This window comes from Fimbriimonas ginsengisoli Gsoil 348 (genome assembly GCF_000724625.1).
Taxonomy (GTDB): Bacteria; Armatimonadota; Fimbriimonadia; order Fimbriimonadales; family Fimbriimonadaceae; genus Fimbriimonas; species Fimbriimonas ginsengisoli.
This window is the reverse complement of the sequence record NZ_CP007139.1, coordinates 19,165-36,391: the sequence shown is the minus strand read 5'-3', so window position 1 is coordinate 36,391 and position 17,227 is coordinate 19,165. Positions and strand designations below refer to the sequence as shown.

The window sequence follows — 17,227 nt, the reverse complement described above, 5'->3', positions numbered from 1 at the left end:
GAAGTGGAGACGGGTCTAGCGCTCGATTTCGCTCAATACTAAATCGAGTTCGGGGTTTGGCCCCACCGCTTCCCGAATCTGGCGCGCCAAGCCGCGAGCCTCTTCCTCCTGGCCAAACCTCTTCGCCGCGAGAGCGAGATTGATGTGGATCGGTAGAGAGCCCGGATTGTTGGCGGCGGCGAAGCGCATGATTTGGTATGCCTCCTCGTCTTTTCCCTGCCCGTTCAGCGCCTCGCGAAGCTCGCCAAACGCGGGCTCGCAACCGGGATAGATCTCGAGCAAACGGCGAGCCGCCTCTTCGGCCTCCGGGAATTGCTCAAGGCGGTTATGGCACGAGGAGAGGAGCGCCCATAGCTTCCAATAATCGGCGAGCCAGTTACGCATCGGCTTAAGTTGGGCGAGGGCGCCGTTGAAATCGCCGTCCTCCATCTTCTGCCGCGCCTGATCCACATTTTCTGCTCGCTTCGGCTGCTCCAGCTCGATGAGCCGGGCGAGCGCTTGGGCGCGGGTGTTGGCGTCCGGATTCGCTCCGAGAATCGTCTTGAGAACGGCCGGAACCTCAAACTCTCGTCCCGCCGCTTCCAGCGTCTGCGAGTATTCGATGAGGACGGGAATCTCGGTCGGAGCGACGTCGAGGACGTCCTCGTAGAAATCCATCGCCCGGTCGTGCTCTCCCCTTTGGGCGAGCACCGGGGCGTAGAAACGCTTTATGGCGGTGGAATCGTCTACGGTTTCCAGCGCTCGCTCGAAGACCGCTTCGCCCTCGGCTTCGCGTCCGGCCTGAATCAACGAAATCGCGTACTTCGCCTGGGCGAGCCCGTTCTGCGGGTTCTTTTCCACGATTCCTTTCCACACGCCGGGGATCTCGTGCTCGCGTCCCTGCTGCTGCAGAACCATCGCCAAGAAATCGGCGCTCGGCTTTTCGTCGTCTTCCAGGTCCATCGCCTTTCGGAAGTTTCGTTCTGCGTTGACGGGCATCCCGAGCTGCATCTGGATCGCGCCGAGGCGGTTGATCAGGCCCGGATCGTTCGGCTCCTTCTGAACCGCTTTCTCCAGGAACTCGGACGCCTTGTTCAGCGAGCCGACCGACTGATGTAGCTCGCCAAGGGCGAAGTAGGCGCCAACTTGATCGGGAGCAATCTGAATCGCTCGATTGAGCGCGGCTTCCGCCGCCTCAAAGGTGCCGATTCGGAAGTGGGCGCACGCGCGGGTTATCTGAACAAGCACCGCGTACGGGCCCTCGAACTTCGGATCCTTCTCGATAGCGGAAAGAAGGGCCGTGTAGGCTCCTTCGGGCGAGAACTCATGGGCGACCAACCCGTTTGCCTGTTGAATGTAGTTCAGCGAATCGTATCCCTCGAGGAAGTCGAGGAACGCCTGCGGGTTCTCGGTGCCGAACTCCATCGTCTCGCCCGCCAGCATTTCGGGAAGACCGATCTCGGCATGGTCGGCCAAACGCTTCACGAGGCGGTGAAGCTGATTGAAGATGTCCGACTCTTGGAACGAGATCGTCTCTTGGTCGATCGCCGTCTCGTTATCCTTCTGATGGAATCGGACGGTCATCTCGAACGTTTCGCCGGTTTGCGAAAGCATCCCGTCCATGACCAAGTCCACTTCGGCCTGCTCGAAAAGGTCTTTGAGCTGTTCGTACGGAAGGAGCTCGTCCGCGATGTTGACGAACGCCATTCGCGTGGTCCCGTCCTCGTCTTGGATCTGGCTTAGATAGCTGACGGGATTAATGTCGGCCTGGGCGTGGGCACGAAGCTGTTCGGCCGCAAAAGCGGCAAACTGACGGCCATACGCAGGCTTAGTCCCCTCGGCAGCGTTGAAGGGAAGGACGGCGACTCTCATAACGCAGAAGTTTACTTTGGTCGCCTGGTAGCTTGCTGCGAGGGTGGCCGAGGTGTGTTCTTAGATTCCCCTCGTGGAAGGAACAACGAGGACAAAACCGCAATACCTCTTCCCCCTATTTCCCCACGCAGAAGTCGTGGAAGATTCGGTCGATCATGTCGGGTTCGGCGGTTTGGCCGGTGATGCGGCCGAGAATCGCGATCAGGTCCTGGAAGAGAACGCTCAGCAGGTCGTCGGGGCTATTGCCTTTGAGCGCAGCTTGGAGGTCGCGGGCAACAGCGACGGCTTCGGCAAGCACCGAGGCTTGACGCTCGTTGACGGCGATTTCGGGTGCGTTCGCCATTACTTTGACCCGCACAAACTGCACGAGGTAGTCCAAATTCTCTCCAGTCTTGACCGAGATCGGGATCCCCGGCCATTGCGCTGGTCCAAGGTCCGACTTGTTGGCGACCGGAGTTGCCTTGCGCCCGAACGCCGATAACTCGTCCGCTTCGTCACTGGACAGGCCTAGATTCCCGTCGTACACGTACCAAATCTCATCCGCCCCTTCGGCGATTCGACGGGTGCGCTCGACTCCGATCGCCTCCACCTCATCGCTGGTTTCCCGCAAGCCGGCAGTGTCGATCAGAACTACCGCGACGCCGCCGAAATCGGCCCGCTCCTCGACAAAGTCGCGCGTGGTACCCGGAATCGCGGTCACGATCGAACGCTCTGTTCCTAACAGACGGTTCAAGAGCGAGCTCTTGCCCGCGTTCGGTGGCCCGACGATAGCGATTCGATACCCCTCGCGTACGATCCGGGACACCTCGGATTCCTTTTGGAGATGAGCGATCCGGAAGTGGATGCCGCGAAACTTCCCAAGCGCTCCTTCGCGGTCGAACTCCCCGATCTCCTCGCTGAAGTCGACGCTCGCCTCGATGGCCGCGAGTATGCGAAGCAGTTCGCCTCGGACCTCCTCGATCTCGTTCCGGAGGGCGCCGTCTCGATTGCGGCCGGCCTGCCGAAGCTGATTCTCCGTCAGCGCCTCGATCGTCTCCCGCACGGCCTCCGCTTGGGTTAGATCGATCCGTCCATTCAAAAACGCTCGTTGGGTGAACTCTCCCGGCTCCGCCAGGCGGGCCCCGGCCGCCAGACAAGCGTCGACGACGGCGCGAACCGAGGCGTGGGAACCGTGCATGGATAGCTCCACACTCTCTTCCCCCGTGTAGCTGTGTCCAGCAGAGAAGGGAAGGGCCAGTCCGTCGTCTCCGGCGGCATATCGGCCGTAGAGCGCCTTTCGCGGTTCGACTTCGTCCGGCCAAGGGGAAAACACTTGGGCTGCGATCGACCAGGCCTCGGATCCGCTCAACCGAACCCACGCCACCCCCGCCGGGGGTTGGCCCGTGATCGGCGCAACGATAGTGTCGAAGAGCACGGCAAATTATGGGGCGGTCGCGTGCTAAGTTACGTGCGTGGAGCAGTTGCGCGAACTCATGATCGCCGGAAACCTGGCTGATGTACAGAGCCTCATCGAAGTTCAGAAGCCGAAGGATGCCGCCGAGGCGTATCACCGCCTCGGCAAAGATCTTTATTGGAAGGATAAGAACCTGGCCGCGTCTCGCGCGGCGCTTACCACCGGGATTGCCTATGCCTTGGAGCAGGCCCGAAATACCGGGTCGCCGGAGCTGATCGGAGCGGCGAAGGGGATGTACTACGACCTCGCCTCCTTCTCATGGCCCGGCTGGGATGAGCCGGGAATTGAGATCGATGAGGAGGCGCTTTCCTTTGGCGAGTATGCCGCCGATGAGAACCTTCGCCTCGCCATCGAGCTTCAACGGAGCGACCAGCCCATGGCTAGCGCTCATTTTATCGTCGGCGCCTTCCACCTCGTCCGCCGCCGTTGGCCGGAAGCTCGGGAGTCTTTCCAACGGTATCGCTACCACGCGGACAGGTATGGAGATGCGGCCAACGCGATGCTCGCCGAGGGGTACTCCTTACTGACGGACCGCCTAGAAACCGGAGCGTCCTGTCTGGAGCAGTTCTGCGAGAAGCTACGCGCCGAAGGCGGCGATGACGGAGTCTTCTACGCGGATCAGCTCTTCACTGCCGCGAAAGCGCTTGCCTAGCGGAGCGCGGGCGTCTCGCCCGCCCCCCGGACCCCGGGCGTCCCGCCCGGCCCTAACGTCCCTCAAGCCGAGAGTGCGCCGCCTCATTGGCCGAACTCCAGGGCCACAAAACTGGGTCCTGGCAAAGCTTCGCCTTCACTGGATTCCACTCGATGTAGGAAGCAACGCGTCCAAGATGCTTCTCATCTCGAATCCACCGATCGAAATAATCGACTTGCCAAAGCGGGCCGCTCCCTCCCAGAAGCCGGTGGATTTCCTTTGATGTAAAGCTCTTGATGGGGCCGACGATGTTTCCAAGCTGGTGCCCGCCTATCGGGGTTAAGAGCACGTGCACGTGGTTCGGCATCACGACCCAGTTGTGCAAGCGGTATTTCCGGTTGTGGTTGAAGGCGAGAGACTCCTGCACCGCCCGGGCCGCCATCGGGTGCCGAAGAATTTCCGAGCCGTGGCCGGCATCGATGAAGTTTTCGATTCGTCTCCAAAGTTCTCGCTTTATTTGGTCGGGCGGGTTGTTTTCCAGCTCGGCCTCCCATCGGTGAAGCAAATCTACCGGCAGGGCGTCGGCCAGGCGCCAGGTAATGAACTGCGGAGTTTCGCTCAGATTCATATGCGGAAGGTAACCGCGAGAATATCTGCCGGGGCCTTCGGGCATAGCGCAACTATTTTATCAGGCAGTGGCCGGGCGGGACGCCCGGGGTCCGGGGGGCGGACGGGACGTCCGCGCTCCGGCGGAGCGTATACTTCAATTCGAAATGAAGCTGTTCGTGGATACCGGCGATATCGAAGAAGTGCGGCAGGCGGCCGACTGGGGTGTGTTGGACGGGGTGACTACAAACCCGACGCTGATCGCCAAGAGCGGAAAGCAGTTCAAGGAAACCGTGCTCAAGATCTGCGAGCTCGTTCCGAACGGAGCGATCAGCGCAGAAGTGGTCGCCACCGACTACGACACCATGCTTAAGGAAGCGCTCGAAGTTGCGTCATGGCACCCGAACATCGTGGTTAAGGTTCCCCTCATCGAGCCGGGGGTCTCGCTCATCAAAACCCTTTCCGACCGCGGCATTCGGACGAACTGCACGCTGGTCTTCTCCGTTTCCCAAGCCCTCCTCGCCGCTAAGGCGGGCGCGACGTTCATTTCCAACTTCGTCGGCCGCGTCGACGATATCTCCGACGATGGAATGGTGGCAGTGCGGGACACGGTGGACATGATCCACACCTACGATTTCAAGAGTGAAGTGCTCGTGGCCTCCGTTCGCCACCCCCTGCACGTGGTGCAGGCGATCCAGGCCGGCGCGCACATCGCGACTATGCCGCTCAAAATCATGTCGATGCTGTTTAAGCATCCGCTCACCGACAAAGGTCTCAAGCAATTCTTGGACGACTGGAACAAGGCCGGCCTACATATCCTCGAGCCGTAATGCGATATCAGGATCAGGTTGTGCGGTCCACCCAGAAGGCGCTCGACGACGTCTGTCGAGCCGCCTTGGCGGTTCCGGCCGACCATGCGGAATGGTGCCCGATGGCGGAGGCGCGGTCGGTGTTGAGCCAGATGCAGGAGATCGCGACGAGCGGCGCCTGGTTCCTGCCGATCATCCGAGACGGCAAGCCGCCCGAGTTCGACGCCCACGCCCGGCGCGAGGCGCTTCGACTGCGCCAGAGTTTCGACACGGTAGAGAAGTGCGTCGAGGCCGCACGCCAATCGATGTCCGAACTCTGCGCCGCCATCTCATCCTTTCCGGACGACCACTTGGAACAGGAAGTCCACATGCCGTTTGGCGGCGGCGTATCCATGACGATGGCCGACATCTTGTCGCTGCCAAGTTGGAACATGGTCTACCACCTCGGCCAGATCAACCAGATCCAGTTGATGCTGGGCGACCGAGAGATGCATTAAGTTGGCGCTGGGCGTTACGGCGCTGGGCATTGTGGTTTTCTGGCGTCTAGGGCGTGCCGTGCTTGTCGGGCGGCAAGTGGGCAAATGCTGCAAGCATGTCGTCGAGCCATAGCATGAGCTGATCGAAGGTGGTTCCACGGGCGATTTCGATCCGCGGGGCTCTCGCCACGGCTTCGTATGGGACCGGTTCAAGCTCTTCCGTGAATCTCTTCCAGGGCCTGAATGCCCGCGAGGTCGATGGACCGGCCGGCTCGCTTCCTCACTTTAATCAGGTCTTCCGAGGAGCAACCGGGATTCGAGTGCCGCCCAGTTCGAACACGCGCTCAGTATCCTCCGGGGAGTCGATCGGAGGGGTCGCGAAGAGATCCACCGATAAGAGTGGATTGGCTCGATTCGTCGCACTTCACGCCTGAAACCCGCCTTCCGCGACACGCAATGGTTTTGAAGAAAGTTGGGGGGCGGACCTACTACTGTATCACGGTCTATTTGGAACTCCAAGGGCTTTCTGCATGCCAAATCGACTTCAACCGAAAAAATCTTCATCGACCCTTGACATGGGGTGGGGGCGCGGGTACCATATCACTCGTCAGCCGCAGTGAGGCCGACGCGAAAACGAAGCGAAGAGAGCCGAAAGGAAGGAACGCGGAGAGGACGCTCGGAAGAACAGTGGCGGGCCAGCGAGAACGCTCTTTGAAAGTTGCATAGTGGTTGAGTAGAAGCAATTAATCGAGTATTCGATAGAGCTGCAAGATTTGCAAGCTTTAGAGGGTGTACGACGAATGCCTAGGGACAGATTGCCGAAGAAGGGCGCGAAAGCGGCGAAACGCTCAGGGGAGCTGCACAGAAGTGTTGATCCTGAGATCCCCGAATGGAGAAATCCTATCAGAGTAATGTCTGGTAATCCATCGCTGAATACATAGGCGTTGAGAAGGCAACCCGGTGAACTGAAACATCTAAGTAACCGGAGGAAAAGAAATCGAAGAGATTCTGCAAGTAGCGGCGAGCGAACGCGGAGGAGCCTAAACCAGTCGGCTTGCCGGCTGGGGTTGTTGGGATCACTACTACCATCCCCCTCGTTAAACAGGGGACTTCGGATGGAGGCCTGAAGAGAAATCGACGGAGCTTGCATTCGAGGTTGGTAGAAAAGGGTACCGAAGAGGTTAAAGGAACAGGACTGGAACGTCCGGCCGTAGAGGGTGACAGCCCCGTATTTAAAAACCAAATCGAACTCAAGTGACACCCGAGTAGCACGGAGCACGTGGAACCCCGTGTGAATCCACCGAGACCACTCGGTAAGGCTAAATACGATCTGTCACCGATAGTGCATCCAGTACCGTGAGGGAAAGGTGAAAAGAACCCCGGGTAGGGGAGTGAAATAGAACCTGAAATCGTACAACCCACAAACAGTCAAAGCACCATGTCTAGAGCAATCTAGTCAAGTGTGATGGCGTACCTTTTGCAGAATGAGCCTGCGAGTTGTTGGTATTGGCGAGCTTAAGTCGTTCAGCGACGGAGGCGGAGGGAAACCGAGTCTGAATAAGGCGTCAAGTCAGTACCAGCAGACCCGAAACTGCGTGATCTAGCCATGGCCAGGTTGAAGTGGTGGTAACACACCATGGAGGACCGAACTCATTGATGTTGAAAAATCTCGGGATGAGCTGTGGTTAGTCCGGTGAAATGCCAATCGAACGCAGAGATAGCTGGTTCTCCCCGAAATGCATTTAGGTGCAGCGTATTGTGTTTTTCAATGGGGGTAGAGCACTGAATGGACTAGGGGCCTTACCGGGTTACCGAATCCAACCAAACTCCGAATACCATTGAAGCAGCAATGCAGTGAGACGGCGAGTGATAAGATCCGTCGTCAAAAGGAAAACAATCCAGATCGACAGCTAAGGGCCCTAAACGTGGACTAAGTGTGAAACGATGTGAGATCGCGTAAACAGCCAGGAGGTTGGCTTGGAAGCAGCCACCCTTTAAAAAGTGCGTAACAGCTTACTGGCCGAATGTGGTCTTGCGCGGATAATGTATGGGGGCTAAAGTCCACTCCCGAAGCTTCGGGATCAGTTTACTGATCGGTAGGGGAGCGTCGTGTTCAGCAGTGAAGCTAGAGCGTAAGCACTGGTGGAGCGGACACGAGTGAGAATGCAGGCATGAGTAGCGATTACACAGGTGAGAATCCTGTGCGCCGAAAACCCAAGGTTTCTCCGGCTATGTTCGTCAGACGGAGGTTAGGCGGTCCCTAAGGTCAGGCCAGAAGGCGTAGCCGATGGACATCCGGTCGAAATTCCGGACCCAGGACAAGGGCAATGGGAAGACGCTTCTCAATATTCCATCCCGCACTGTTGGTTGTTGCGGGCTAGGCTTAGGCTGGGCGACTTGAAAGAGTAGCGGAAAGGCTGAAGCCGGGGAAGGGATCCCTTCGGGGTGAACGAACTGGAATTGAGGGGGGCCGAGAAAATCCCCACAGCAATACCTTGTTTCTGACCGTACTGTAAACCGACACAGGTGGGTGAGTCGAGGAGACTAAGGCGTTCGAGAGAACTCTCGTTAAGGAACTAGGCAAACGAGCCCCGTAACTTCGGGATAAGGGGCGCCTCGAAAGAGGTCGCAGCGAAGCAGCCCAGGCGACTGTTTACCAAAAACACAGGTCTCTGCTAAGGTGAAAACCGATGTATAGGGGCTGACGCCTGCCCAATGCCAGTAGGTTAATCGGAGATGTCAGGGGGTAACCCTGAAGCATCGAAGTGAAGCCCTGGTGAATGGCGGCCGTAACTCTAACGGTCCTAAGGTAGCGAAATTCCTTGTCGGCTAAATACCGACCCGCATGAAAGGCGTAACGACTTGGGCACTGTCTCAACGAGAAGCTCGGTGAAATTGTAGCACCCGTGAAGATGCGGGTTATGCGCAGTAGGACGGAAAGACCCCGTGGAGCTTTACTACACCCTGACATTGTGAATTGGATGTAGATGTAGAGCGTAGGTGGGAGCTTCGGCACCAATGGAACACCACCCTTCTGCATCTGGTTTACTAACCCTTGCCCTTATCGGGTACGGGGACAATGTCTGGCGGGTAGTTTGACTGGGGCGGTCGCCTCCCAAAAGGTAACGGAGGCGCCTAAAGGTGCACTCAGGCTGGTTGGAAATCAGCCGTTGAGCGTATAGGTATACAGTGCGCTTGACTGCGAGACAAACAGGTCGAGCAGGGACGAAAGTCGAGCTAAGTGACCCTCTGGTGGTGCGTGGGCACGCCAGGGTTCATCGGATATAAGCTACCCCGGGGATAACAGGCTGATCTTGCCCGAGCGCTCACAGCGACGGCATGGTTTGGCACCTCGATGTCGGCTCGTCGCATCCTGGGGCTGTACACGGTCCCAAGGGTTCCGGAGTTCACGGATTAAAGCGGCACGCGAGCTGGGTTCAGAACGGCGTGAGCCAGTTCGGTCCCTATCCACTGCGCACGTAGGAAATTTGAGAGGAGTCGCTCTTAGTACGAGAGGACCGGAGTGAACCGACCTCTGGTGTACCAGTTGTTCCGCCAGGAGCATACGCTGGGTAGCCACGTCGGGCAAGGATAAGCGCTGAAAGCATCTAAGCGCCAAGCCCACCTCAAGATTAGATTTCCCATCATAAGAGTAAGACCCCCGGAAGACTACCGGTTTGATAGGTCGCGGCTGTGAGTCTGGTAACAGATTAAGGTGAGCGATACTAAGTGGTCGAGGGCTTGAATCTTAAAGCTGTATTGAATGTTTGATGAATTGCTTCTACTGAGCCACTGTGCAACTTTCAAAGCGCGATTAGCGCTGCACAATTTCTGGGTGACCATGGCGAGGAGGTCACACCCGTTCCCATTCCGAACACGGCCGTTAAGCTCCTCAGCGTCGGAAGTAGTTGGTCCGCAGGGGCCCGCGAGATAAGGGCGTCGCCCAGTTAATAATTGAAGAAGGCCGGTTCACGAAAGTGAACCGGCCTTTCTTTTTTGCCCTGGAGCCCCCTCTCCCTCGTTCGGCACGTACATCCGAAGGAGGGAGAGGGGGTTGGGGGTGAGGGAGTCCGGATCTCAGGCTAGCTCGTACCTGCGACAGGTGTACTTCGGGACAACGGATCATCGGCGGGGCGCCGACGCTACGTGTGGGTTCATCGGCGAGGACGCCGACGCTACGGCGTCACCATTCGCTGTATCGGGTAAACACCGGCCGGATGTGGTGGGCGAAGAACTGTCCCTTTGAGGGGGCGGCCATGAAATCTTTGTGAACTTCCTGCGGTACGCCGTAGTAGACGTAGCGTCCGCCGTTAACGAACCGCAGGTACAGCGAACGACGCACCGGGTCGTACCCGACCGCCTCGATGGCGCTTGATTCGACGTGCGTTAGATTGGGCATCCTCATCATTTGACGATGTGGGTGACGCAATGGCCTAAGTGACCATCAATCTTTTGATGGTGACCGCTTTCATCGCTTGCGTGGTTTGCCGTCACGCCCAGTGGAAAACGCCCTTTCTGATCGCGTCCGTCAAACGGCACGATGTCGACGCGGTGCGGGAACTCTTGAGAGCTGGCGCTGACCCAAACGGCACCGAATTACTTCGAGCGAAGATTTCGCTCGCCGATGGCGTCGAAGGCGGCAAGCTGTATCCCGGAAATACAACTCTGATAATCGCGACCGCGCAAGGCGCGTTCGCGATCGTCCGTCTTCTCCTCCAGTGCGGAGCCCATATCAACGGTGTGGGACTGAATGGGGAGATCCCCCTCAACGCGGCGATTTATCGAGGTGATCGTAAGCTCGTTAGGTATCTTCTCGACCGAGGCGCCGATATACGGCATGCCGACGCGGGAGGGAATCAGCCCCTCAGCGGCGCGGCCGCTGGAAGCGACCCGTCGATGATTGCCCTACTACTGGACCGGGGGGCGCCGATCAACGGCACCAGCGGCGATACTCCCCTCGCGATGGCAGCTTGGCAAGGGAAACCGAGTGTGGTCCGGCTGCTTCTTAGCCGGGGCGCTGATCCCAACTTCCGGCGCCCTGGCCATCAGTTGCCACTCGAAATGGCGAGCAATGTCCTTAACACCCTCAACGCGGACTTATTACGGAGGGCCGGAGGAAAAAGCAGATCGCGCAAAGAGAGATGGTCGGAGTCGCTACGCGAGTCCAACTCTCCGAATAGGAAGTCGAAAGCGGCTCCCTCCGATTATCGTCCCGAGGACGCAGAGGTGCTTGACACGGTGCTCACCGATCTCTGCTCCTATGGCGATGAGAAAGTCCGCCCTCGAGGTCCGGCGTCGGTCCTCGTCGGTGACGCGAACCTGGATATCGACGAGAGTTTCGCTGATAGCCAGATCAACTCGGAGCTAGATCTCGAGCACGCAAACGAAATTTCACTCGAAATGCGGAGAAGCCTGGTGAATCGCAATGCATCGTCAGCCCCAATGTCTGGCTATCGACCCGCAGATCCGCGAGTGGATTTGAACCACGTTAACTCACAAGGAAGGTTTCAGAGGCCATATCCCGGCCGCGCGGAGGGGTGGCGAGCTTGGGTTCACATCACTCTGCCGGGATACAGCCACTCTCACGATTCGGCGGTCGTCCTCGTTACGTTTCCCAATTTCCACATGAACACCGGCACCTATCTCCTCACGAAACGAGACGGCCGGTGGTCGGTCAAATGGAGAGCCCTGACCCACTTCGCTTGAACCCAGGATGGACGCTACCGGCGCTGGATCGGTAGTACGACGTCAAAAGTTTGTGACCAGGCCCGCTTCGTCAGACCGGTTTCGACCCGCACGTTATTTAGAACGACCTTCGCTTCGCCGTTCGATGACTCCTGCCGCAATTGGTTCAGCTGGGCCGACGGGACTTCGCGGGGCGTTGTTCTCAACAGTTGAACTACCTGCGGGCTGACGGGATCGGTTTGATCCACCAAACGGCGGGGATCGAACCAGATTGAAATCGCTACACTCATGCAACGAAAGGCGCTTGACGATCCGTCTACTTGCCGTAGCCTTATGATCCAGTGCCCAAATTGCGCAAAGTCTGTCCCGGATTGGTCGAAGGAGTGTCAGTTCTGCCAGGCGGATGTAAAAGGGGTCGCCCGCCCGAGGAAGTCGGATTTCCAAAGGGGAACCCAGATCGAAAAGGCAGCCTGGATTCGCCCCGCTTTGTACGTAGCGGCTGGCTATTCCATCCTCGGTGGACTCCAAAACATCGGCTCGGGCACGCCGATGCTAGGCGGCAAGCCGAGCCCTGGAACCCCGACCGCTCTTTTCGTAGGGACCGGGTTAGTGATGATGGCCGTAGGGTGCCTAAGCGCCTTAGTCGGCGTCGGCCTGCTCACAAAGGTTGAAATCGCTCGTCGGGCGGCGATCCCGGTTTCCGGTCTGCGCATCCTCACCAGTGGCCTCATCCTAGTCGGTTCATTACTCGCCGGCGGAGTCTCGTCCTCGGGGACGATCTTCAACATCCTCGACATCGTGACCGCCGGTCTGCTGGTCTATCTAGTGCGGGAAACCGACTAAATATCCGGCAAACTTCGAGCGTCGGTCAAGGTTTTGTCAAGACGAGCATTAATTCTCTGCCATGATGCAACCCGGCCGGTAGTACGCCGTTTTCTGTCCGAAATACCATGATTCAGTGCCCCAAATGCGCTAACTCGCTCCCGGATTGGTCACAGTCTTGCCAGTTCTGCCAGGCCGATCTTAAGGGCGTGGCTCGCCCCAAGCCCGCGCCAGGCCAAGCATCCCGGCCATTAATGCAGACCGCTCCGTGGATATGGCCCGCTTACTACTTTATCTCGGGCTACTACGTGCTAAGCGGACTCGTCGACGTGAGCCGTGGCGTCATTTTGATGACCAAACACAAAGACAACGTGCTTGGCGAACAGCTCGGTTTCTTCGGTTATATCGGGATCGTCGTCGGAGTGATCACTGTAGTTGTCGGCATCGGGTTGCTGACGAAAATCGAATTCATTCGCGCCATCGTCAACTTCTTCTGCTGGATTTCGATTATCAGCGCAGCGTTTGGTCTTCTCGGCAGCGTTCTCGCTGGCGGCTTCTTTACCGCCTGGGGGATTCTCGGAATCGCGATGAACGTGTTCAGCATCGCCAGTTCGGCGCTGATGATCTACTTGATCGGGGAGACGGATTAAGGGAAGGCGCGCCTACTTCAAGCTTTAGCGAGCATCGCGGCTCCGAATACTCCCGCGCTGTCGCCTAGCGTGGGGCGGCGTAGATCCACTCGGGGATGGTCGTTGAAGATCCACCTGAGCAGCTCATCGCGGCCGTGGGTGTACAGGCCGTCGATATTGCCGACTCCGCCTCCGAGAACGATGACTTGGGGGTCGACGATGTTGACGACCACCGATAATCCTTCTCCGAACTTCTCGTACAAGCGGCGGAGGGTAGCGGCGGCATGGATGTCGGTATCTGTACGCTCGGTGATCTCCCTAAGATGACGACGAACCCCCGAAAGCGACTCGTAGTACCGCTCGAGAAAAGGCCCAGCCAGCACCGTTTCTACGCAACCACGTTTGCCGCAATAGCAGGGCTGCCCATTTGGTTCCAGCAAGTTGTGACCCCACTCGCCGGCAATCCCCTGGGCGCCTCCGACCACTTTGCCGTTGACCACTAGCCCACCGCCAACTCCGGTTCCCATAATCACCCCAAATACGACCGGGGCTCCTGCCGCCGCACCCAAGGTGGCCTCCGCGAGCGCGAAGCAGTTTGCATCGTTCGCCACGATCGCCTCCACCCCGATGGCCTTCGACAAATCGGTCGGTAGCGGCCTCCCATTTAAGCTCGTCGTATTGCAGTTCTTCATCAGGCCCGTCGCCGGATCGGCTGCGCCGGGGGTTCCGATTCCGATCCTCTCCGGTCGCGATTGGCCGGTGTGGCTTTCCACCTGCTCCACCAATCGAGCGATCTGGCCGATGATGTGCTCATAGCCGCGGTCGGCCTCGGTCGGAATCCGGATCCGGCATATCGAAGCCGTCCCCTCCCCCTCCGGCAATACCACCGCCTCGATCTTGGTGCCGCCCAGATCGATCCCCCACAGAAAACCCATGGGTTCGACTATGGCAGTCCGGAGCCGCTCTCCGCCATCCGCTTTAGGTGCCGGGCGCGACTTCGCAAAAACCGCTTCATGTACCCTCCCAAGAACAGTCGTTCCGCGATTCGCCCCGCCACGCCGAACGGCGCCTCGAGCATCAGCTCATCCACCATCCGCGTTCCGTTCTCGATACCCTCGAATCGGTGAACGTGGCGAAGCGTCCGGAAAGCCCCGTTTACCTGCTCGTCCACGAAGCTTCGGGGGCGATCCATCTCGACGATGCGAGCCACGAGCTGCTGCGTCTTCCCCAGATGGCGGGCCTCGAATGTAACCTCGTCTCCCGGCTCCAGCAGGTCGTGGGCCGGACCCGAGACGATCCGCTCTTGGGTCGCTACCGCCGACTGTACGTGCGCGCGTTGGCTTCGGGCCAGGTCGAAACAGCGCTCGGCCGTGGCGTCGATCTCGGTTTCTACGCGAACAGTGAGCACGGCCAGACTATGGCCGATATCGTCTTCGAGGCTTCGGATGCGATAGAAAGGAGCCTAAAACCTCTGGTACGCTCCAGCCATGCCATTATCGGTCGGAACCGTTGCGCCGGATTTCACGCTGAAAACGAAGGATGCCGAGGGTGTCCACGACGTTCGATTGAGCGACCATCGCGGAAAGGAGAACGTCGTTCTGTTGTTCTATCCGGGTGCATACACCCATATCTGCACCAAGGAGATGTGCGATGTTACGGAGGGGCTCGGCAAGTTCAAGGCCGCGAACGCCCGGGTGTACGGGATCAGCAACGATAGCCCGTTCGTGCTCGAAGAGTGGTCGAAGCACCTAAATATCGGCTTCCCCCTGCTTAGCGACTTTCAACACGACGTCGCTCGTGCCTACGACGTCGTATGGCCAGATTTCGCCGGCCTCGGCCCCGGTACCGCCCGCGCCGTTTTCATCATCGACCGCGAGGGAGTGATCCGCTACTCGGAACAGACCCCAACCCTGCTCGATTTCCCGGACTACGAAGCGATCGAGCGGGCGCTCGGCGATCTCGATGCCCAATCCGTGGCTTAGCGACCTCGCTCGGGACGGAATCGTCACCGTCCCGGACGTTCTTCCGCATTCGGAAGTGGAATCGCTGATCGAACATATCCGGCCCCTCGTCGGCGAAGGGGCTGGCGACCGAACCTTGCACGACGACTTTACGGTGCGGGAGCTCGCGACCGCCGGCGCCCTCGGCCGCTTAGCTTCCCAGGTTCTGAACGACGCCCGCGTCGTACGGGTCCTCTACTTCGACAAACACCCCGGAGCTAACTGGAAAGTCCCGTACCATCAGGACGTCACCATCGCCGTCCAATCGCGGGCAGACGTTCCCGGCTTCACCGCATTTTCGGTGAAAGCGGGGATGAACCACGTAAGGGCTCCGTCCGAGGTGCTTTCGAGCATGGTAGCGCTCCGGCTTCATCTGGACGACTGCGGTCTACAAAACGGTCCGCTACGCGCCGTGCCCGGCAGCCACCTACTAGGAAAGCTGCCAAAGTCCGAGGCGTTGAGACTCGTCACCGAACACGGGGAGCAGACCTACACCTCTCCACCGGGCGGCGTGATCCTGATGCGACCCCTGACTTTGCATGCCTCCTCCCAAGCCGAGTCGCCAAGCCACCGGCGTGTGCTCCACGTCGAATACGCCTCCCGCGATCTCCCCAAACCGCTGATCTGGGCCTTGGGCTGGCCAGTCAGGGCTTGACTAGCTCGGGCACGACTTGGCCCGAAACGTCCGTTAAGCGGAAGTTCCGGCCTTGGTATTCGTAGGTCAACCGTTCGTGGTCGATCCCGAGTTGGCGCAGGATCGTGGCTTGCATGTCGTGGACAGAAACTGGATCTTTGACGACTTTGTAACAGAAGTCGTCGGTCTCGCCGTGGACCGCGCCCCCTTTGAATCCGCCTCCGGCGGCCCAGAGGCTGTAGCAAGCCCCGAAGTGGTCGCGGCCGTGGCCGTTCTCGCGATTGATGTCGCCTTGGACGAACACCGTCCGTCCGAACTCCCCACACCACAGGACGATCGTGTCGTCCAGTAGGCCACGCTGTTTAAGATCTTTAACTAGTGCGGCCGACGGTTGGTCGGTATCGCGGCATTGGAGGGCAAGTTGGGTATCGAGGTTCGTGTGCTGGTCCCAACCGGAGTGCATGAGCTGGACGAACCGAACGCCCCGCTCGACGAGGCGGCGAGCTAGAAGGCAGTTGTGAGCATAGCTTCCGTGCTTCTCAACATCCGGGCCGTACATATCGAGCACGCTCTTCGGCTCCTTTGAGATATCCGTAAGCTCCGGGACGCTCGTCTGCATCTTGAAGGCGAGCTCGTACTGCGTGATTCGGGTTTCTATCTCCGGGTCGCCGTAGTCGGCCAGCCGCCGCTTGTCGAGCGCAGCGATGTCGTCGAGGACTCCTCGTCTTAGCTGTGGCGACATGCCGGGTGGGTCGTTCAGGTATAGAACCGGCTCCCCTTCGCTTCGGAATCGGACGCCTTGATACTTGGAAGGGATGAATCCGCTCCCCCAGTAGTAGTCGTAGAAGAGCTGCCCGCAGGTTTTTTTCTCGTCCGACGAAGTCATTACCACGAAGGCCGGCAGCTCGTCGGTCATGCTGCCAAGGCCGTAGGTTGCCCATGCCCCCATACTCGGCCGGCCGGGAATTTGGCTCCCGGTCAAGAAGAAGGTAACCCCCGGTGCGTGGTTCACCGCGTCGGTGTGCATCGACTTCACCAGACAGATGTCGTCGGCGATCGACCCGGTATGGGGAATCATTTCGGACAGCCACATCCCGGATTGGCCGTACTGCCGAAAAGGTTTGATCGCGGGCAAGATTGGAAATTTGTTCTGCCCCGACGTCATCGTGGAGAGCCGGGTCCCTTCTCGAAGCGATGCGGGTAGCTCCTCGAGCCGATGCTTGAGTAGCTCAGGCTTGTAGTCGAACAGATCGACCTGCGAAGGCGCTCCTCCTTGCCATAACACGATCACTCGCTTCGCCTTAGGAGGGAAGTGGGGAAGTCCGGGCAAGGGACCGCTCCCATGATGCTGAGCGTGCCCTTGAAGAAGCGACGCGAATCCGTCCTGCGTCAACAGGCCGGCCAGCGCGGCAACGCCGATCCCCTTGGCGCCGGTTCCGAAAAGCTGCCGTCGAGAGATCCTAAGGTCGCGTTCGAAGAAGGGGTTCATAAGGTTTCGGGCCGCCTTTCAGTTTATGCCGAAAAATCCAACGTTGGGATAAAGTGGTTTCTCGGCCCGCCCAAAGCGGACGCGCCCCCGCAGCCCGGAACGGGCGACCTCCTAAAGCAAAGGGCGCAGCCCTGGTTACAGT

At 59.0% G+C, this 17,227-nt stretch carries 16 protein-coding genes and 2 rRNA genes; 10 read left to right on the top strand and 8 right to left on the bottom strand.

What is annotated here, in order from left to right:
• Positions 1–15: 15 nt before the first annotated feature.
• Together OP10G_RS00180 and mnmE are read right to left on the bottom strand one after the other, a co-directional pair.
• Entirely contained in the window at positions 16–1,851 is a 1,836-nt protein-coding gene (locus OP10G_RS00180; protein ID WP_025227916.1) for a tetratricopeptide repeat protein, read from the bottom strand.
• A 115-nt stretch (positions 1,852–1,966) separates the two neighbouring features.
• Positions 1,967–3,265, bottom strand: a complete 1,299-nt coding sequence (gene mnmE / locus OP10G_RS00175; protein ID WP_025227917.1) for a tRNA uridine-5-carboxymethylaminomethyl(34) synthesis GTPase MnmE — start codon at positions 3,263–3,265, stop codon at positions 1,967–1,969.
• A gap of 37 nt (positions 3,266–3,302) precedes the next feature.
• On the opposite strand from mnmE, the gene OP10G_RS00170 reads away from it, so the two are divergent.
• A complete protein-coding gene (locus tag OP10G_RS00170) occupies positions 3,303–3,956 on the top strand; it encodes a hypothetical protein (RefSeq protein ID WP_038472246.1) in 654 nt (217 codons plus the stop codon).
• Between the two features lie 52 nt (positions 3,957–4,008).
• Here OP10G_RS00170 and OP10G_RS00165 read toward each other — a convergent pair whose 3' ends face one another.
• Positions 4,009–4,563: an REP-associated tyrosine transposase gene (locus OP10G_RS00165; protein ID WP_052547444.1), complete on the bottom strand. Its 555-nt coding sequence runs from the start codon at positions 4,561–4,563 to the stop codon at positions 4,009–4,011.
• Between the two features lie 145 nt (positions 4,564–4,708).
• Here OP10G_RS00165 and fsa point away from each other — a divergent pair, with 145 nt between their 5' ends.
• Positions 4,709–5,371, top strand: a complete 663-nt coding sequence (gene fsa, locus OP10G_RS00160) for a fructose-6-phosphate aldolase (protein WP_025227920.1) — start codon at positions 4,709–4,711, stop codon at positions 5,369–5,371.
• A complete protein-coding gene (locus tag OP10G_RS00155; protein WP_025227921.1) occupies positions 5,371–5,847 on the top strand; it encodes a hypothetical protein in 477 nt (158 codons plus the stop codon). Before fsa ends, OP10G_RS00155 begins: the two co-directional genes overlap by 1 nt.
• Positions 5,848–5,893: 46 nt before the next feature.
• Here the strand turns inward: OP10G_RS00155 and OP10G_RS27560 are convergent, their stop codons facing one another.
• Positions 5,894–6,016 carry a hypothetical protein gene (locus tag OP10G_RS27560; RefSeq protein ID WP_265101641.1) on the bottom strand — a complete coding sequence of 41 codons (123 nt, stop codon included), beginning with the start codon at positions 6,014–6,016 and terminating at the stop codon, positions 5,894–5,896.
• 583 nt (positions 6,017–6,599) lie between these two features.
• On the opposite strand from OP10G_RS27560, the gene OP10G_RS00145 reads away from it, so the two are divergent.
• Together OP10G_RS00145 and rrf are read left to right on the top strand one after the other, a co-directional pair.
• A 23S ribosomal RNA gene (locus tag OP10G_RS00145) occupies positions 6,600–9,575 on the top strand.
• Between the two features lie 82 nt (positions 9,576–9,657).
• A 5S ribosomal RNA gene (rrf, locus tag OP10G_RS00140) occupies positions 9,658–9,774 on the top strand.
• 235 nt (positions 9,775–10,009) lie between these two features.
• On the opposite strand, the gene OP10G_RS00135 is transcribed toward rrf, so the two are convergent.
• Entirely contained in the window at positions 10,010–10,225 is a 216-nt protein-coding gene (locus OP10G_RS00135) for a KTSC domain-containing protein (RefSeq protein ID WP_052547957.1), read from the bottom strand.
• A 38-nt stretch (positions 10,226–10,263) separates the two neighbouring features.
• Here OP10G_RS00135 and OP10G_RS23685 point away from each other — a divergent pair, with 38 nt between their 5' ends.
• The 3 genes from OP10G_RS23685 (at position 10,264) to OP10G_RS00115 (ending at position 12,983) form a co-directional block, all read left to right on the top strand.
• On the top strand, positions 10,264–11,532 hold the full coding sequence (locus tag OP10G_RS23685; RefSeq protein WP_025227924.1) for an ankyrin repeat domain-containing protein: 1,269 nt from the start codon (positions 10,264–10,266) through the stop codon (positions 11,530–11,532).
• A 267-nt stretch (positions 11,533–11,799) separates the two neighbouring features.
• Positions 11,800–12,354 carry a hypothetical protein gene (locus OP10G_RS00120; RefSeq protein ID WP_144240914.1) on the top strand — a complete coding sequence of 185 codons (555 nt, stop codon included), beginning with the start codon at positions 11,800–11,802 and terminating at the stop codon, positions 12,352–12,354.
• Between the two features lie 233 nt (positions 12,355–12,587).
• The gene (locus OP10G_RS00115) at positions 12,588–12,983 is read left to right on the top strand and encodes a hypothetical protein (RefSeq protein WP_025227927.1); all 396 of its coding nucleotides are present in this window, start codon (positions 12,588–12,590) and stop codon (positions 12,981–12,983) included.
• 17 nt (positions 12,984–13,000) lie between these two features.
• Here OP10G_RS00115 and OP10G_RS00110 read toward each other — a convergent pair whose 3' ends face one another.
• Positions 13,001–13,897, bottom strand: coding sequence for an ROK family protein (locus OP10G_RS00110; protein ID WP_038472243.1), 897 nt, complete (start codon positions 13,895–13,897; stop codon positions 13,001–13,003).
• Between the two features lie 8 nt (positions 13,898–13,905).
• Positions 13,906–14,370, bottom strand: a complete 465-nt coding sequence (locus OP10G_RS00105; protein ID WP_025227929.1) for an SRPBCC family protein — start codon at positions 14,368–14,370, stop codon at positions 13,906–13,908.
• A 79-nt stretch (positions 14,371–14,449) separates the two neighbouring features.
• On the opposite strand from OP10G_RS00105, the gene OP10G_RS00100 reads away from it, so the two are divergent.
• Both OP10G_RS00100 and OP10G_RS00095 read left to right on the top strand, forming a co-directional pair.
• Positions 14,450–14,944, top strand: a complete 495-nt coding sequence (locus OP10G_RS00100) for a redoxin domain-containing protein (RefSeq protein ID WP_025227930.1) — start codon at positions 14,450–14,452, stop codon at positions 14,942–14,944.
• Positions 14,925–15,617, top strand: coding sequence for a phytanoyl-CoA dioxygenase family protein (locus tag OP10G_RS00095; RefSeq protein WP_025227931.1), 693 nt, complete (start codon positions 14,925–14,927; stop codon positions 15,615–15,617). The genes OP10G_RS00100 and OP10G_RS00095 overlap by 20 nt, the downstream gene beginning before the upstream one ends.
• Here OP10G_RS00095 and OP10G_RS00090 read toward each other — a convergent pair.
• Positions 15,607–17,085: a DUF1501 domain-containing protein gene (locus OP10G_RS00090; RefSeq protein ID WP_025227932.1), complete on the bottom strand. Its 1,479-nt coding sequence runs from the start codon at positions 17,083–17,085 to the stop codon at positions 15,607–15,609. The genes OP10G_RS00095 and OP10G_RS00090 overlap by 11 nt on opposite strands.
• Positions 17,086–17,227: the final 142 nt, after the last annotated feature.

Excerpts from the sequence above, each read along its gene's own strand:
- OP10G_RS00180 (WP_025227916.1), bottom strand. The coding sequence starts at position 1,851 with ATGAGAGTCGCCGTCCTTCCCTTCAACGCTGCCGAGGGGACTAAGCCT.
- OP10G_RS00165 (WP_052547444.1), bottom strand. The coding sequence starts at position 4,563 with ATGAATCTGAGCGAAACTCCGCAGTTCATTACCTGGCGCCTGGCCGAC.
- fsa (WP_025227920.1), top strand. The coding sequence starts at position 4,709 with ATGAAGCTGTTCGTGGATACCGGCGATATCGAAGAAGTGCGGCAGGCG.
- OP10G_RS00155 (WP_025227921.1), top strand. The coding sequence starts at position 5,371 with ATGCGATATCAGGATCAGGTTGTGCGGTCCACCCAGAAGGCGCTCGAC.
- OP10G_RS00135 (WP_052547957.1), bottom strand. The coding sequence starts at position 10,225 with ATGCCCAATCTAACGCACGTCGAATCAAGCGCCATCGAGGCGGTCGGG.
- OP10G_RS00120 (WP_144240914.1), top strand. The coding sequence starts at position 11,800 with ATGCAACGAAAGGCGCTTGACGATCCGTCTACTTGCCGTAGCCTTATG.
- OP10G_RS00115 (WP_025227927.1), top strand. The coding sequence starts at position 12,588 with ATGCAGACCGCTCCGTGGATATGGCCCGCTTACTACTTTATCTCGGGC.
- OP10G_RS00110 (WP_038472243.1), bottom strand. The coding sequence starts at position 13,897 with ATGGGTTTTCTGTGGGGGATCGATCTGGGCGGCACCAAGATCGAGGCG.
- OP10G_RS00100 (WP_025227930.1), top strand. The coding sequence starts at position 14,450 with ATGCCATTATCGGTCGGAACCGTTGCGCCGGATTTCACGCTGAAAACG.
- OP10G_RS00095 (WP_025227931.1), top strand. The coding sequence starts at position 14,925 with ATGCCCAATCCGTGGCTTAGCGACCTCGCTCGGGACGGAATCGTCACC.
- OP10G_RS00090 (WP_025227932.1), bottom strand. The coding sequence starts at position 17,085 with ATGAACCCCTTCTTCGAACGCGACCTTAGGATCTCTCGACGGCAGCTT.